Source organism: Acaryochloris marina S15 (assembly GCF_018336915.1).
Taxonomy (GTDB): Bacteria; Cyanobacteriota; Cyanobacteriia; order Thermosynechococcales; family Thermosynechococcaceae; genus Acaryochloris; species Acaryochloris marina_A.
Genome location: NZ_CP064923.1, coordinates 5,462,560 through 5,479,065, shown reverse-complemented (window position 1 = coordinate 5,479,065; position 16,506 = coordinate 5,462,560). Strand labels below are relative to the sequence as shown.

11 protein-coding genes are annotated in these 16,506 nt (G+C 47.8%); 6 read left to right on the top strand and 5 right to left on the bottom strand.

Translation table 11 applies throughout. From position 1 onward, the window contains the following. Positions 1-204 precede the first annotated feature (204 nt). Entirely contained in the window at positions 205-2,565 is a 2,361-nt protein-coding gene (locus I1H34_RS24920) for an NACHT domain-containing protein (RefSeq protein ID WP_212663551.1), read from the top strand. Positions 2,566-2,568: 3 nt separating this feature from the next. Here the strand turns inward: I1H34_RS24920 and I1H34_RS24915 are convergent, their stop codons facing one another. Continuing rightward, entirely contained in the window at positions 2,569-3,174 is a 606-nt protein-coding gene (locus tag I1H34_RS24915; protein WP_212663550.1) for a hypothetical protein, read from the bottom strand. 155 nt (positions 3,175-3,329) lie between these two features. On the opposite strand from I1H34_RS24915, the gene I1H34_RS24910 reads away from it, so the two are divergent. Continuing rightward, a complete protein-coding gene (locus tag I1H34_RS24910; protein WP_212663549.1) occupies positions 3,330-3,557 on the top strand; it encodes a DUF167 domain-containing protein in 228 nt (75 codons plus the stop codon). 160 nt (positions 3,558-3,717) lie between these two features. On the opposite strand, the gene I1H34_RS24905 is transcribed toward I1H34_RS24910, so the two are convergent. Further along, the gene (locus I1H34_RS24905) at positions 3,718-5,463 is read right to left on the bottom strand and encodes a glycoside hydrolase family 9 protein (RefSeq protein WP_212663548.1); all 1,746 of its coding nucleotides are present in this window, start codon (positions 5,461-5,463) and stop codon (positions 3,718-3,720) included. Further along, positions 5,447-7,783, bottom strand: a complete 2,337-nt coding sequence (locus I1H34_RS24900; protein ID WP_249369598.1) for a glycoside hydrolase family 2 protein — start codon at positions 7,781-7,783, stop codon at positions 5,447-5,449. Before I1H34_RS24900 ends, I1H34_RS24905 begins: the two co-directional genes overlap by 17 nt. Before the next feature lie 251 nt (positions 7,784-8,034). On the opposite strand from I1H34_RS24900, the gene I1H34_RS24895 reads away from it, so the two are divergent. Continuing rightward, positions 8,035-9,132 (top strand): TRAP transporter substrate-binding protein, encoded by a 1,098-nt coding sequence (locus I1H34_RS24895; RefSeq protein WP_212663547.1) that lies wholly within the window; start codon positions 8,035-8,037, stop codon positions 9,130-9,132. A gap of 262 nt (positions 9,133-9,394) precedes the next feature. Beyond that, positions 9,395-10,558: an NAD-dependent epimerase/dehydratase family protein gene (locus I1H34_RS24890; RefSeq protein WP_212663546.1), complete on the top strand. Its 1,164-nt coding sequence runs from the start codon at positions 9,395-9,397 to the stop codon at positions 10,556-10,558. A gap of 98 nt (positions 10,559-10,656) precedes the next feature. On the opposite strand, the gene I1H34_RS24885 is transcribed toward I1H34_RS24890, so the two are convergent. Continuing rightward, on the bottom strand, positions 10,657-11,373 hold the full coding sequence (locus I1H34_RS24885; protein ID WP_249369596.1) for a PEP-CTERM sorting domain-containing protein: 717 nt from the start codon (positions 11,371-11,373) through the stop codon (positions 10,657-10,659). Positions 11,374-11,485: 112 nt separating this feature from the next. Beyond that, entirely contained in the window at positions 11,486-12,073 is a 588-nt protein-coding gene (locus I1H34_RS24880; protein WP_212663544.1) for a hypothetical protein, read from the bottom strand. Positions 12,074-12,787: 714 nt separating this feature from the next. Between I1H34_RS24880 and I1H34_RS24875 the strand changes: the two genes are divergently transcribed. Together I1H34_RS24875 and I1H34_RS24870 are read left to right on the top strand one after the other, a co-directional pair. Continuing rightward, positions 12,788-15,115 (top strand): polysaccharide biosynthesis tyrosine autokinase, encoded by a 2,328-nt coding sequence (locus I1H34_RS24875; protein ID WP_212663543.1) that lies wholly within the window; start codon positions 12,788-12,790, stop codon positions 15,113-15,115. A 188-nt stretch (positions 15,116-15,303) separates the two neighbouring features. Next, a complete protein-coding gene (locus I1H34_RS24870; RefSeq protein ID WP_249369594.1) occupies positions 15,304-16,506 on the top strand; it encodes a glycosyltransferase family 2 protein in 1,203 nt (400 codons plus the stop codon).

The following is a 16,506-nucleotide window of genomic DNA, read 5'->3' as shown; positions in this document are numbered from 1 at the left end:
TGGTTGGTAAATCTGGAGTACTGGGGAGGGGGCAAGGGTAATGTTGGCCAGACGTTTGATGGGGCATAAGATCGTGCACTTAGATCGATCTTTATCTTAATGAGAGTAAATCGGCAAAATTCTTGCTGGAAAGGATATTTTATATAGATTTTGCTTTTATTCTCGTTTATATTCGATTAAAGCTGCTTATTCTCTTAAATATCGATGATGCTTCAAAAACTGCTGAGTGATCCGAATTTTCAGACGGTTGTGGTGCCTCTGTTCACGGTATTGATTCCGGTGGTGTTGGGCTGGGTGGTGGGGCAAGTTGCGGCTGACCAGAAAAAAGCCAAATGGGGACGATGGCTGAAGCTGGTGGTTGAAACCGCCGTGTTGGGGTTTATTGGCAGAGTCTTTCCAGAGGCAATGGCTGCTTTTAGCAGTGATAACCCAACTGCCAAAGTGATTGGCTTGCTGTATAGCGTTGTGCTGGTGGGGCTACTGGGCATGATGGTGGTGGATGTGGTGCAGCTTGTCCGCAAGCCCTCGATATTGACAGCATCTGAATTGGATGAAGCCCGGTGGCAAGACAATCGTCAAATCTTGATGGATAAGGTGGGGGTGAAATGGATTGATGGGGTTTTGAAAAACTCTCTGTATGAGCAGGCTCGGATTGCAGTGGGATTGGAAGAGCGGCCTGAGATGGTGGGGATGGAGTGGCAAAGGGCGGGAGAAGAGAAACAGGTGTTGCCCCCTGGCACGCGGCTGTTGGATCGATTTGCTAATTTGGGGGGTGGCGGAACGTTGTTGGTGCTGGGGGAGCCGGGTGCCGGGAAAACAACCTTGCTTTTGGAGCTGGCTCAAGATTTATTAGAAGCGACTGATTTTCAAGAGCTAAAACAGCCTATCCCGATTGTGTTGAATTTGTCAGCTTGGGGCACTCAGCAGTTCCCTAACGATGGAACGCTGGCCTTTACCCAGTGGCTGCTGGAGGAGTTATGGCAGCAATATCAAGTTCGCAAAGAAGTGGGAAAAACTTGGCTGGAGCAGGAAAAATGGACCTTGCTGCTGGATGGTTTGGATGAAGTCAAACCCCAAGATCGCGATGCTTGTGTGGAAGCATTGAATCAGTTTCGGCAAAAGTTTGGCAATATCGAAATCGCACTGTGTTGCCGAATTGTAGACTATCAAGCCTTGATCACTCGTTTAGAAGAGTTTCAGGCAGCAGTGTATATTCAACCTTTGTCAGAAAAGCAGGTAGATGATTACTTACAAGAGGGAGGGGAAGCGTTAGTAGGGATTGCAACTGCTTTAGGGGCAGATCCCTCCTTACGGGACTTAGTGAATAAGCCGCTTTTTCTATGGATTCTGACTTTGGCCTATCGCAATCGTCCAGCTCAGGAATTACTGGATTTGCCTAAAGACCAACGCTTAAAACTCCTGTTTGATCGTTATATTGAGCGAATGTTTGCCCAGCGGTCTTTACCTGAGCCGGAACAGCAACAAATGTTGCACTGGCTGCAAGGAATAGCGAAGAAAACGGGAGCGGGGAAAGAGTTCTTGATCGAACGAATGAAACCCAAAGATTGGCTGGAGACAGCAAGGACTAAATGGCTTTTTGGGCTGATTCTTGGGCTAATCTTCGGATTGATTTTCGGATTGATTTGCGGGCTATTTGGAGGTATTGTCGGAGAGCTATTTGGAGGTATTGTCGGAGGGCTATTTGGAGGGCTAATGGGGCTGTATGGAGGGCTGTATGTTGGGATGGATCTAGTAGAAGCTGAAAGGACTAAATGGCTTTATAGGCTGCTTTATGGGCTGGCTTGGGGGCTAATTCTCGGGCTAATTTTCGGGCTAATTGGAAGGGTTTTTGGGCTAATTGGAGGACTAATTTCTGGGCTAATTTTCGGGCTAATCGGATTGATTTTCGGGCTGAGTGTTAGGCGAGATAAGATGTATTCAGTAAAAGCTATAGAAAATCCAATGCCTCGCAAAACGGGACGAAGAAGTTGGAAGCTCCTTGAAAGCTATCTGACATACGCGCTGAGTTTCGGGGGGCTTTTCATGCAGAGTTACGGGCTGATTGGAGGCCTGATTCTCGGGCTAATTTTCGGATTGATTCTCGGGGAGAGTATCAAGCTGATTGGAGGGCTAAGTATCAAGCTGATTGGAGGGCTAAAAGTCGATATTCTAGATCGAACTTTTCCTAATCAAGTTATTTGGGGATCTTTAAAAACGATAGTGATACAGGTTATCGTGTCGCTTGTTTTTATGATTGTTCTTTGTTTTACTCTGGTAAATATTTTACCTCTGTTCCTAGAACCATTTGTAGTGAGATTCATTATTGCCTTATTCATGGTGTTACCACTCTTTTTAATCCTCAACAACGAAGGAATAGACCCCTGTACTCAACACTTGTCAATGCGTTTAGTCCTCTGCCAAACTAAGCAAATCCCTTGGAATTTCGTCACTTTTTTCCAACAAGCCGAAGATTGCGTATTTATCTATCGCACAGGCGGCAGCTATGTCTTCGTCCATCGCTACCTGCAAGAACATTTCGCCAACCTATCCTTCGACGAAACCTAACCTTCAAGCATTCCGCGCCCGACACAACAAATTAGGAAGCTGTCTCCGCAAAAACGTATAGCCAAAGGTAAACCAGTAAAACCCATTCACCAACACCACCAACCCTTGGCCCCAAATATTACCCAAGATTGGAAACGTCAATACCGAAGTCCCCAACACCAGCAGCATCTCTACAAACGCCACTTGCCGACCGTAATGCTTCGGGTCCCAATATGACAGGGGACTAATTAGTCGATATTGACTCAGCGGTAGAAAATGCTTATGGGCATCGTCATTATGAACGGGCAAATCGCCTAAAGAGTGGAGAATCATGCTGAGAAAAAATAGGGCCGCAGGCATCCAGCCCAGTTGCCAGCAGCCCCAAGCCGCTAGCCCCGCCAATGGAATGGAATGGCATAGATCGATGCAGGTTTGCCAAAAGGGATGATAGTAAGCTTCCGTCCAGATTTGGCCTTCTGGTAACTTCCGAATCCCCTTCACCCAGAAATAAAACACAAACATGGGGAGATCCGGGGCAATGGCTCCCGCCGTCACGGCCAACACTGCTGGCTGCTCCGTCACATTCATGAGCAGGGCAAGGTTGATAATCGCGTGGCTAGGCGTATTCACAGTACTTTTGGGTTCGAGTATGCTTCAAGATAAGCACTTAAGCAGAAGTAATTACAATCTATTTCCTTGCTAAGCCAGGGTTTTAGCAAAAATGTTGTGAAATTAATTATGTCCTACTGCTTAACATTTGGTGAATTGGCGCTTCACAGCCCCTGATGAAAAAGCGGATCAAAGTAAAACCCAATGCTAAACAGCAGCGACTGATCCATGAAGAAGATGGCAGTTTGACCGTGCATCTTAAATCTCCTCCGGTAGATGGCAAAGCCAATGCTGAGCTGATTCAATACCTCGCTCAAGAATTTGGAGTGACCCAAGCTTGCATCAGCATCAAATCAGGTCATGCTTCTCGCCAAAAGTGGGTGGAGATCCAGGTAGAGGATTAGGGAAGATCTGGGGTGAAGGTTTCATTGGCTGCCTTTGGTCCCGTTCGGCTGAGCTGACTTCAAAGCCTAGCCCCCAATTCTGAAGGGAGAACCCTATGTGCTGTTGATTGTTACTCAGAATGTCGCCTTCGGCACGCAAAGGAATGGTGAACGAGGTCAGCTAAGACGTTTCTAACAACATTCCCAAAAGAGTTATTAGGGGCGCGTTGTAGTCAATGGCATATTCATTGGTGGCATAGGACTTTTCGCTGTCGAGATAGCTGCGAATGCCTAACCCTTTGGGAGCAATATTATCCTGGGCTCCGTCATTCGGGCCACCTACGACTAACCCCGGAATTTTAATTTTCTTGGCCCTAGCGAACAGATGGTTCACATTTTCCACGGGATGGGTGCCCACATCCGTGACAAAGGTTTGATCAAAATGATTGCGGCCCATCATGTAGTGGAGCTGATCGAGGGCGGCGGCTTTATATTTTGCGTCTTGGGTCAGGCGATAGGCATGGATTAAGGTAATGCCTTCTTCGACGGTCATTTTGTTGGAACCCCAAATAAAGCGATGGTTGGCGAGGCGATAGCCACTTCCTTCGACCCGCTCCATAATTTGATCGGCACGGGCGAGGAGCTTTTCGCGGATTTGGGGTTTGAGCTGGTTGGGGTCTGCCTTGGCATAGAGCAAATAATCCACCATCCCTAGGGTTGAGGCATCCTTCCACTCATAGAGGTTAAAGGGCATCTGGTCGAAATGGTCCACCAGATATTGCTCATATTGTGAGTCTCCGGTGGTGAGGAATAATTCGGCGGCGGCCCAGTATCGATCGTCAATATCGGTTTTCAGACTGTCTTCGATGTCAATCTCCGACTGGAGATACTTACCGGAACCGCTATCATCTCCATCAATCCAGCTCTCTTGCATTTTGTCTTGGGTCTGCAAATAGTCCCAAGCCAGGCGAGCTGAATCCAGATATGTTTGGGCTAGTTTGGGTTGACTCTCTTCGTAAATCCGACCTGCCATGGCCATCACCGCCGCAAATTTTCCGGTTTCAGGCGTAGACACACCATATAAATAGCGGGGCTGCTGGTCTTCATGGGGCGCTTTGCCAATGGGCCAGGCTTTACCTGAGAGCTTGCGATAGACACCGCCATCTTGGCGTTGAGTGGAGAGTAGCCAGTCTAGACCCACTTTCATCTCGTCTAGTAAATCGGGAACCTTGTTACCACTTTCGGGAATATCTAACTGGCCGTCGGTAAAGTTCTGGGGATATTGCTCGTATAGGCTGAATAAGCTACCGATGGTGACGGTTGTGGTCGCCACATACTTGCCATAGTCTCCTGCATCATGCCAGCCGCCCTGGCTTTGAACGGTGTCGCCTGCTTTGTGGAAGGCATCATCATGGGCTAACAAGGCATCTTTGATATGGCAGGGAGGATGATAAATCCCGGTAATAGGGTCAAAGATAACCGTGCCGCAACGCTGTAAATAATAGGTGCGCAGGAGTTTGGTAAAGGTGTCTTGATAAATATCTTGGCCAATTTGGAAGGGAACGGATTTTAACTCACCTGTTTGCAGGTAGTATTCACCGGATCTTTTGACCTTGGAGAAGTCTAGAGTTTGGATGCGATCGCGACTCTGTTCATCTAATTCAGCAGACCCAGGCTGGATCGTCGCTACTGTTTTCCCAGATTGATGGTCAACGACCTTTGTTTTAATAGGTGCATTATCTTCCGCATTGAGTAAAAAGGCCACCTTGTCCCAATTGGCGCGATATCCAACTTGGTTGAGGACAATTTTAGGTGCAAAGTCTTCAGCGAGCTGCTGGCTACAGACCCATTTGGCAATCCCAATCGTGAGGGCGACTGAGGCGACAAAACAGATCAATAGCGTCCTTAACTTACGACGTCGACTCATTGGTTTGATCCCCCCGATCAATCACATCAAACGTAAACTGGTTTTCCCCTAATACCGTCCCTAGCCGATCTTTGATCGTGGCTGTGACGGTGTAGTTGCCCAAGTTTTGGGGCTGAAAAAAAATCTTATCGACAGGCTGGCTGCTATCTGCGGTTAAATTAATCCTACTTTTGCCAGATTTAAGGCGTTTTTGGCCTTGGCGGAGAGTATAGGTATAGGTTGCCTCTGGATAGTCCTTCCATAAATCATTGATGGCCCAGAGTTCCAGCTCTACGGTTTCCTCCAAAGTCCAGGTGAGTTGAGGCCAAGCAATACTAGGCAATACGGGCTGGTAGGCCCATTTCAGAGCCTCATGGCCGGGTTTGGGCTGTCGCCAGTAATCAACAATGCCCCAATTGACAGAAGGCCAATCCTCCACAAACATAAATTGAAAAATCGATGAGACGGGCTGATAACGCTGGCGGCGATAGGCTTCGGCGGCAAACTGAATCAGTTGGGATTGATACTGTTGGGTATTATCGATAAACTCCTGGGTCGTATTCCCCATGGGCACCTTGGCAATATTGAAAGTTTCATGGCGCTGAAAGTTGTGATACAGCCACTTGTCCCATTCCGCTTCTGTATCCGGCCATAGCTCGTCTTCCGTAAAGATGCGCCGTAGGGACTCTAGATGCGGTAAAGCTTGAGCGCCAAATTCGGAAATAATGGCTTCTGTGGTCGGTTCTGCATATTTATAGAAGGTGTTGGAATACCAACCAAACCAAGGATGCTCCCCGACGGTAGACACGGGATGTAAGAGGCGGGTGGGGTCTTCTCCCTGCAGGTTGGCCAATAGCTTGGCGTCTAACTCGCGATTTTGCTCTGGATCGTAGGTCTTGTATTTGTACTTCATCCAGTCCGCATCCCAGGGCGGCTCATTATGCAGACTCCAGGCCAGAATCGAAGGATGGTTGTAAAGGTAGCCAATCATATCCTTGGCTTGGCGGGTAGCTTCCTGGAGAAATTGGGGAGTATCTTCATAGCCCCACTGCAAAGGAAAGTCCTGCCAGATGAATACGCCGTTGCGATCGCACAGCTTATAAAAATCCTTGCCGATGATATGGGCATGGACTCGTACCGTATTGATATTGGCCGCTTTCATCAGGTCAATATCCGTCTGGTATTTCTCCGGCGTCATTTCACTGAGCCACTGGGTGGCAATGTAATTGGTGCCTCGCAAAAATAGGCGGCGACCATTCAGTCGCCAGATTTTTTCGGTCGGGTCAAACTGAATGGTGCGAAATCCGAATACATCTGACGCTTTATCCAGCAGTCGACTGCCATCGGCCAACTGCACCGTAAGGCGATATAAATTGGGGTCTCCATGCTCCCAAGACCACCATAGTTTCGGGTCATCTACAGGAATCTGTAGCTTCAGGTGATTAGCCCCTTGATGCAGGGTGCGTTTCACGCGAATAGGTCCAATGGGTAACCCCGAAAAATTCTCTGGCACCAACTGCACATGGGCATCAAGATTCGTCTTGCCCAGTCCTGGAGAATTGACTACTAGATCCACCTTAGCCGTGGCCTGTTGGTAGTCGGCGTCTAACTCCGGGGTGATTTGAATCGTTTCAATGGCGACCTGATCGGAGACTTGCAAAAATACCGGGGCCCAGATACCTCCGGTATTTTTCTCTTGGCCGCGATCGGTCCAAGCTCCACCTGGACGGGTATCGTGGTGACTAAAAATGCCTTTAATTAAGCGTTTGCGGAGGGACCAATCCTGGCCTTGAGGCTCCAAAGGGCTATTGACCCGCACCAGTAATTCATTCTGGCCCGTAAACATCAGAGCCTTAGACACATCAAAGGAAAAGGGCTGAAAGTAGCCCTCATGAAAGCCTAAATACTGACCATTGAGCCAAACGTCTGCGGTGTAATCGACCCCCGAAAACACTAGACGAGTCAGCTTCTGACGCCATCGCTCATTGGCGCGAAACTGATGGCGATACCAGACCACCCCCGATATATCTTGCCCTTGTAAGTACCAGTTGGAAGGCACTGCAATCTCTTGCCATTGGCCCTGGGGAATAGGTGGAATATTGGGTCCACTCGGTTGCAGCACTAGCTTGTCAGCGGTCGGCTGTGGGTCAGCTTGAAATTCCCAGGTGCCCGCCAAAGAGGTTTGATCCACCGTCTGAGTGACGGTTGGAGTCCAGTAGGCTTGGGCATGGAACAGGTGAGGATTGGCGATCAGCCTAGGATGGGTGGCAGTTAAGAATCCTAGAAATATGCCAATCGCAAATAAGAGTAAAAATGGTCGGTATCGTCGACTTTTCGACATCTGACTAACAGAGATGGGTCTATTTATGGCCCTAGAATGCCCTTCGTCTGGAATGAAGCGACAGTCTTTATTTACTCTTCTGCCTAAAAAATCAGTGGAATTGGGCGGGAATGACAACATTCTGTTGCGTTTTCCGGTAGCGAATCCATTTATCGGTAGGATTGGAGGCGGTCATCTCCCTACGGATTACCCTAAAGTCCGTCTGCATAACCGTTGCCGAGATGATACACGTAGGGTTCAGGAGCGAAAAGTTGAAACGACGCAAGTTATTACGGAATTCGGCAGTCGGTGCGATCGCAACCACCACCCTTGCGGCCTGTCGACGCTCCTCCACCACTAGCTCAGGTTCCCTTCCCCGAGTTCGTTGGCGGATGGCCACCAGTTGGCAAGAATCCTTAGACACCATTTATGGTGGTGCCAAAACCATTAGCGATCGCGTCAGTGCCATGACCGATGGTCGGTTTCAAATTCAGGTGTCACCCGGTGGCGAAATTGCCCCACCTTTAGAAGTTTTAGACACCGTCCGCTCCGGTAGCGTTCAATGCGGCCATACCGCCAGCTACTACTACATTGGCAAAAACCCCGCCCTGGGCTTTGCCACTGCCGTTCCCTTTGGTCTTACCGCTCAGCAACAAAATGCCTGGCTCTATCATGGCGGTGGCCTGGAAGCCATGCAAAAAGTCTATGCAGACTTTGGTGTGATCAACTTCCCCGCGGGTAACACCGGAGCCCAAATGGGAGGCTGGTTCAAACGCCAAATCAAAACGGCTAGCGATCTGAAGGGACTCAAAATGCGGATCCCTGGCCTTGGAGGCGAAGTGATGCGGCGGTTAGGGGTAAATGTCCAAGTCTTACCAGGGGGGGATATTTTCCTGGCTTTAGAGCGGAACACCATCGATGCCGCTGAATGGGTGGGCCCTTACGACGATCAGAAACTCGGCTTGCAAAAAGCAGCAAAATACTACTACTATCCCGGCTGGTGGGAGCCTGGCCCCACCTTAGATGTCCTAGTCAATCGCCAAGCTTGGGATAAATTGCCTAAGGAATATCAAGAAATCTTCAAAACCGCTGCCTACGAAGCCAATATCAATATGTTGGCCGCCTATGATGCCTTAAATCGTGACGTGATCTCTCAGCTGGTGGCGGGGGGCACGGAACTCACCCGCTATAGTGACGATATCCTTCAAGCTGCCCAGAAAATCTCTTTTGAGATCTATGAGGAGAATGCGGCGAAAGAAGCGAGCTTTAAAGAGATCTATGAACCTTGGAAAGCCTTTCGCGAAAAGGTTTATAAGTGGAATGCAGTCAACGAACTAAGCTATGCTAATTTCGTTATGCCTAAAGCCTAAAGTGGAAGTGACGACTAGAAGCTGAACCTCTTCATTTTCAGGACTTATCTTGTCCCAGCTCTATACCAAAATACGATCTGATCATTGTCACAACCCCAAATCGTGATGGTCCCCGATTTGAGATATTCTTAAAGACTATGAAGCTGTTGTAAACGAGTAGCGTATCTAACGATTGCTGGGAAGGGTGTGTCGTTGACTGACTAGCAATTCTGAAGATTCGAATTCTCGTCTGTAATTGAGACATTCGGTTTAGGGACAAAGCATGAACATTGTAATATTGGGCGGTGATGGGTTCTGCGGCTGGCCAACTGCGCTACATCTATCCAAACTTGGCCATGATGTTGTTATTGTGGACAATTTATCCAGGCGCAACATTGATAACGAGTTAGAGACCAACTCGTTGACCCCCATTAGTCCGATTTCGATTCGCCTGAAAACCTGGCAAGACTTAACAGGCAAACATATTCAGTTCTATAACTTCGATATTGCGGCGGAATATGATCGGCTCTTAAATCTGTTGTGCACCTATCGCCCTGACGTGGTGGTACATTTCGCTGAGCAGCGGGCTGCCCCGTATTCCATGAAGTCATCTCGGCAAAAGCGTTATACGGTTAATAACAACCTCAACGCTACGAATAATGTTTTAGCTGCCATTGTGGAGTCTGGCCTGGATATCCATGTGGTTCATCTCGGCACCATGGGCGTTTACGGCTACGGTACTGCCGGCATGAAGATCCCTGAAGGCTATCTCGACGTTCAGGTGGTGATTGATACTGGTGAGGTGGTTGAAAAACAAATCCTCTATCCTGCGGATCCGGGCAGTGTTTATCACATGACCAAAACTCAGGATCAGCTCTTCTTCTACTACTACAACAAGAATGACAAGATTCGAGTCACCGACTTACACCAAGGTGTGGTCTGGGGAACCAATACAGAAGAGACCAAGCAGGATGAACGCCTGATTAATCGCTTTGATTATGACGGTGATTACGGTACTGTTCTGAACCGATTTTTGATGCAGGCCGCCATTGGTCATCCCTTAACGGTGCATGGTACGGGTGGTCAGACCCGAGCATTTATTCATATTCAGGACACGGTTAAGTGTATTCAACTGGCCGTTGAGAATCCCCCTGAATCTGGAGAGCGGGTCAAAATCTTTAACCAAATGACCGAAACTCACCGTGTGAGAGATCTAGCCAAAATCATTGCAGACATTACTGGGGCTAAGATTGATCACTTAGAGAATCCCAGAACTGAGGCAGCGGAAAACGAATTATATGTTGAGAATAAGTGCTTTATGGATTTAGGTCTGCAACCGACTAAGTTAGATGTTGGCCTGATGAAAGAAGTGACTGAAATTGCAGCGAAGTATAAAGATCGGTGTGATCACTCCAAGATTCTCTGTACGTCTAAATGGCGTAAATAGATAGATTACCTGTTATCTAACTGAATTGAAACAAATAGCGACGGCCTTTCAAAAGCCGTCGCTATTTGTTTAAGGAGTAAAGCTAGCTTCCTTAATCGCTAGTCTTTTGATTTCTTTCTCCGTTTATAGATGCCGAATATAGCACCGCCAATGAGTAACCCAGCCATTGTAGAAGGCTCAGGTACTTTCTCTGGAGGCTTGGTAGGAGGCGGCGTTGGAGTGGGTGTTGGAGTGGGCGTGGGTGTTGGAGTGGGTGTGGGCGTGGGTGTTGGAGTCGGAGTTGGAGTTGGAGTCGGCGTGGGTGTTGGAGTCGGTTCCGGATCTCCACCCGTTGCTATAAAGGGAACTGCTGCTGCTGGTGCTAAAGCGGCCAGTACAGGAAAAGGAAAGCCACCAGGTGCAGCGCCTCCTGCTGGAGGTACGCCACCCAGTCCGCAAAATGCAGCATCTTCAAAGGCAGAAGGGCCACCAATGGCTGTGTCTCCAACTACACAGCAATCATCTACGATGGATTGAGCAACTAAGGGCGACTCTGATGTGAATAAACCCGCATCATTCGCTGTCGCAATATTATTAGCAATGAGATTCGGTCCCAAGATGAGGGTTTGGGACGGATTAGAGACCCCATGATTAGACTGAGACGTTAAATTTGGATCCGGCTCTTGGGCACAATTACTAATGGCCTCAGGAGTCGTTAGACTGCCCTCAGTTTCTGGCTGGTCAAAGTTGAGCTGAGCTGCATGCAGGGGCAGTGTCTGCATGACTCCTGCTAGGGTAATGGCGAGGCCAATCGTTGAAGATGGATGTCTACTCATTTTGTTCATTTGCTTGTACTCCCTACTCCCCCAGGGTAAATCTGAAGAAGGGCTATAGCTTGATGGACAGACAGGCCTCAGCTGTTGCTTGAGGCGTTGAGGAGGAGTGAGCCTACCATAAGGCTGGGATGGGTTGAGGCGGTGCAGCAGTGGGTTCCGGGGGTAGGAGCACCGGAGGCTGTTGCGTAAACTTAGAAATACAGCATACTTTAGTAGCGCTCAGGCCCTCGTATTGAGTCACACTTAAGCCCTTTCCAGGAGATAGCTCTAGTCGATTAATGGAGTTAGCCGCAACGGTTGTGGTCAAAGAAGAACCGTCTGGAGCAACAACCGTAATTTGATTCCCTTGAATGTTAGAGATAGTCCCTTCAAAGATGCGAGCAATTCTAGGGGGCTGAAGTTGCGTTAACGTACCGCTGGCATCAGCATTGTAAGCGACAAAATCGCCTGGGCTCAGGGCCATAGAAGCCGTTAAATCGCTAGAAACAGAATAGGTCCGATAGCCACCACTCAAATGTCTAATTTCAAGAGTGTTAAGGCCTGTCGATCGAACAATACCGTAATTCTGAGGGGCTTGTCCTACTGCAGTCGTAGGAGAAATAGACTCTGCAGAGGCTGCTTGAGGAGTAACAATTGCTGGGCACAGGGAAACAACACCAACCACAATCGACAATTTAGCCACTCTTCTTAATTTATCCATGAGTGCTCTCGCTTGTAGAAAATATAGGTTTTAGTTAGGATGCCCCCACACTTCTGTTTTGTAAAACAAGAAATGCTGTGATCTAAATTACACTCCATAAGGATAGCCAAAGAAAATAGAAGTGGCAACAAAAAGGAAATCAAATGAAAAGATTCTATCGAATGGAGTAATTCTAATATGAATCTTAGGGAAAAAAGAAGTTAGATTCACTAAATAGTTTATACCCTACTTCCACACTCAATAAAATACCTTGTCACAAAACTACTCCCAGGGCATGAGATGTTTACTGATAATGAGTTGAGACAAATTATAGAAGTCTAAATATAATATTATTCACAAGAATTAAAAATTTTCATTATGGATTATTGCACTGAGCATAAGGTGAGAAGTCTTAACCCATAAGGCTTTTAGAAATTTTAGTGGTTTTACTCTCTTGAAAATACCTCGTTATACTATGCATTAAACAATTAAGAGACACCTTTATCTCAGAAAGTAAGGAGCTAAGGGTAGACACGGGTAATGTTGAACCCCATCAAAGAAATATTCTCTCCAGAAAGACTCTAAGTGTTGATGTAAGCTGCGTGGAAACAGCAGATAAATCCTAAAATATGGTGTGCAAGAACTAACTCAGGCTTGTAAATTCATTTCCCCATCGCTTTGCAAGTTAGTATTTTGATGTGTGCAGGGTCCTGAGCCTTCTACTTTGAGGTCACGATGAAATCTGAACTTGATGAACAATCCTTATCTTTGATGCAGGCCTATGAGCAGTCAGAGTATACGCCTCTAGGAAGTCCAGAGAATCATCAATCTGGTGGCAAACAGGGACTGAATGTTCGTCCATTGTGGCGCTTGATCCGTCGCAATATTTTGCTGATTGGTGGGGTTAATGTCTTAGTGGCTGGGTTAACCATTTATTTAGTGCTCAGTCGCCCCTTGACCTATGAAGGGGAATTCCAGCTTTTGGTGGAGCCGGTGACGGCAACGGGTAGGCTAACAGATCCCTCTGTTTTATCTCGTGATGGCAATATTCCCAATGAAGAAGGATTAGATTATTCAACCCTGATTCGAGTGCTCAGAAGTCCCAAAGTCTTGGCGGGCATTTTGAAGCAAATTGAACCGAAATATCCAGTGAGCTATAACGCCCTTCTGAAGGATATGAAGGTTGAGCGCATTGGTCAGGACGAGTTTGATAAGACAAAGCTGATTCGAGTCAGTTATGAGTCAGCCGATCGAATCAAAATCATCTATGTGCTCGAACAGCTAGCCAACGGGTACCTCAAATATAGTCTGGAAGATCGTAAAAGCCGCATTGGGGGTGGGGTGGCCTTTATTGAGCAACAGTTGCCAGAACTGAGGCAGCGGGTGAATAGTCTGGAAGGGCAGTTGCAAACTCTGCAACAACAAGAGCGTATTAGCGATCTTGAAAGTGAAGGCGTGGAATTGGCCAAGCAGGCGAGAGAACTAGAAACCCAGCGCCTAGAAACTCAGCGGAACTTGCGAGCCCAGCAAAAACTGTATGCCAATCTGCAAAAACAGCTCGGTCTAGCGCCCAATCAAGTGATTGCTGCATCGTCTCTCAGCGAAGATCCTCGTTATCAAGAACTTCTTACTCAGTTGAAGCAAATTGAGACTCAATTGGCGCAAGAACGGGCACGTTTTACGGATGCTAACCCGGTGGTTCAAGAATTGCGGGAACGGCAAAAAAATCTGCAGGCTTTGTTGAATCAGGAAACGCGTAAGCTCGTCAGCCAAAGTCGGGCTAGCACGTCTGGTGCCGCCTCTTTACCTCAGTTTCAAAATTCTATTCAACGATCTTTAAGTCAGCAAATGATCGATACGTTGAATGAAATTCAAGTCTTAGAAATACGCAATCAAGCATCAGTTCAAGCTGCAGCTACGGTGGATGCTCAACTGCGCCGATTTCCTGCGGTTAAGCGCAAGTATGAGCAACTCAGTCGTCAGCTAGAAATTGATACCACAACCCTGAATCAGCTGTTATTAAAACGAGAAGCCCTAAAAGTTGAATCAGCTCAAAGAGAAATTCCTTGGCAAATTCCGACTGAACCGCAGCTGAGAACCGATGATGAAGGGAACTTAGTCCTTCCGGAGCAAAGTCGGACTAAAAAAATTGCCTTAGGGGTAATGGGTGGCTTTTTGTTAGGTTTAGGGGCTGCGCTGCTGAGAGAAAAACATCGAGATGCCTTTTTCAGTATTGATGATTTGACGGATCAAACTCGGTTACCGTTATTGGGAAGTCTACCGTTCAACCAAGCAATTGAGGCGATTGATAAGAACCCGACTGGCAGTGAGTTTGGGGAAGCCTCGGTGGCGAATCATCAAAACCAAACCTTTTTGCAGGCAGCAGAGGCCTTGTATACCAAGATTCGGTTTTTGCCGATGGAACCGCCTGTACGATCCTTGGTGATCAGTTCTGTGGCGGCTCGGGATGGCAAAACAACGGTCGCTCTCTATCTGGCCCAATCCGCAGCCCGAATGGGACAACGGGTGTTGTTGGTGGATGCCAATACAGCGTTCCCCCAGCTCCATACCCGCTTAGGTGTACCCAATGCAGAGGGATTAAGTGATGTGATCGACAGCAATCTGGATCCAAATCAGTTGATTCAACGGGTGCCCTATCAGAAAAATCTGTCGCTGCTGACGGCGGGACAAACTGGTTCCAAGGCCAATAAGGCATCGGCCTCGAATCAGATGAAGTATTTAATGGAGCAACTCCAGAGTACGTTTGATTTAGTCATTTATGACACGCCTTATCTCCAAGGACATGCAGATGCTAATTTCCTATCGATCAATGCTGACGGGTTGTTAATGGTAGTAGGAATTGGCAAAACACAGCAGTCTAGCCTGATCAAAATGTTGAAGGAGCTACAGGCATCGCGATTGCCCATTTTGGGACTGGTCTCTAATTTCTCTGGCGAAGATGCGAGTGGTGACTCCCAGGAGGAATACGTCGATGATGACTATTTTGATGCTGAAGAACTGGAAGATGAGTTTGATATTTTTCGAGTCAGTTCTCGACAGTGAGGTATATCGTTGTTTGGCGGGTGTTCAGTGCCCTCTACCTAAATGAGAGAGGGGTAAATTGAGCGCCAAGGGCACACTAGGGGGAAGTCTCGCCTCAGAGGCTGTTTGTTCTTCATTCATAAGGCGAAATTACTGTGTTGTTGAGCAGGCTGATTGCTCTTTTTAGTCATCTTCTACTGTGGAGTAGTGTGGTACTCCTTGTCATTCCCAGTATCGTTTTTGCTGTGGAATGTTTCGTCGGAGCTGCTGCAATCCAGCATGGGGATAAGGAGGAGGGTGAGGTTCCGCCTCCACTTGATCTCAATATTCTCGTGCCAGCTCATAATGAAGCGGACAATATTCGGTCTACTCTGGAAGATCTGCTAGGGCAAGTTGCAGAGGCCTCTCAGATTATTGTCATTGCGGATAATTGTTCGGATCAAACCGCCACGATAGCGCGCTCCTGTGGGGTTAAGGTTTTGGAGCGGGAGGACTTGATCTGTCGGGGCAAAGGATATGCCTTAGATTTTGTAGTGAAGCATATACAGGCGAATCCCCCAGAAGTGGTGATTATTTTTGATGCTGATTGTCGGCTGACGCCAGGAACGATTGCCCAATTAGCTCAGCAAGGGGTGCAGCAACAGCGCCCGGTTCAGGCGATCTATCTAATGGATGTGGAAGCAGAAAGTGGCATCACAGATCGTATCTCTGTCTTTGCCATTAAAGTACGGAATTGGGTGCGGTCGGTTGGCATTACTCAGCTAGGCTATCCCTGTCTTTTAGCGGGCTCGGGAATGGCCTTTCCTTGGGCTATTTTGGAGCAGGCCCCGTTGGCGGGTAGTAAGTGTGTGGATGATATGCAGCTGACGATCGATCTTGCGATCGCAGGTCATACTCCCGCTTATATCACCACTGGCCGAGTCACCGGACGGTTGATGCAAAACCAGGCGGCTCAAAGTCAGCGGTCTCGCTGGGAACATGGCCATTTAGAGGTGATTTTTACTCAGGTTCCGAAGCTGCTTGGGGAAGCATGGCGACAGAAACGATTGGATCTCGTGATGCTGGTTTTGGACTTATCCGTGCCGCCCTTATCTCTGTTAGTTCTATTGTGGTTGTTCACGTTTAGTCTTTCTGGCCTGTTCTGGGGGCTAGGTCTCGTCTCATGGCTCCCCCTTCTGGTGTTGGCTGTTGCTGGTAGTCTACTTAGTCTTGCCCTAGGTGCAGCCTGGATGAAGGTTGGACGAGAGGATTTGCCCGTATCGACTCTTTTATCTATTCCGGTCTATCTTCTGTGGAAATTGCCGATTTACTTCAAGTTTTTTGTTCAACCTCAGACGCAATGGCTCAAAACTGAACGAGATATTGAGCCGGAGCCCACAAAGAAAGCAATAGGCGTCTCTGATGATCTCTAA

Excerpts from the sequence above, each read along its gene's own strand:
- I1H34_RS24890 (WP_212663546.1), top strand. The coding sequence starts at position 9,395 with ATGAACATTGTAATATTGGGCGGTGATGGGTTCTGCGGCTGGCCAACT.
- I1H34_RS24905 (WP_212663548.1), bottom strand. The coding sequence starts at position 5,463 with ATGAGTCGACGTCGTAAGTTAAGGACGCTATTGATCTGTTTTGTCGCC.
- I1H34_RS24880 (WP_212663544.1), bottom strand. The coding sequence starts at position 12,073 with ATGGATAAATTAAGAAGAGTGGCTAAATTGTCGATTGTGGTTGGTGTT.
- I1H34_RS24885 (WP_249369596.1), bottom strand. The coding sequence starts at position 11,373 with ATGAGTAGACATCCATCTTCAACGATTGGCCTCGCCATTACCCTAGCA.
- I1H34_RS24900 (WP_249369598.1), bottom strand. The coding sequence starts at position 7,783 with ATGTCGAAAAGTCGACGATACCGACCATTTTTACTCTTATTTGCGATT.
- I1H34_RS24875 (WP_212663543.1), top strand. The coding sequence starts at position 12,788 with ATGAAATCTGAACTTGATGAACAATCCTTATCTTTGATGCAGGCCTAT.
- I1H34_RS24910 (WP_212663549.1), top strand. The coding sequence starts at position 3,330 with ATGAAAAAGCGGATCAAAGTAAAACCCAATGCTAAACAGCAGCGACTG.
- I1H34_RS24920 (WP_212663551.1), top strand. The coding sequence starts at position 205 with ATGATGCTTCAAAAACTGCTGAGTGATCCGAATTTTCAGACGGTTGTG.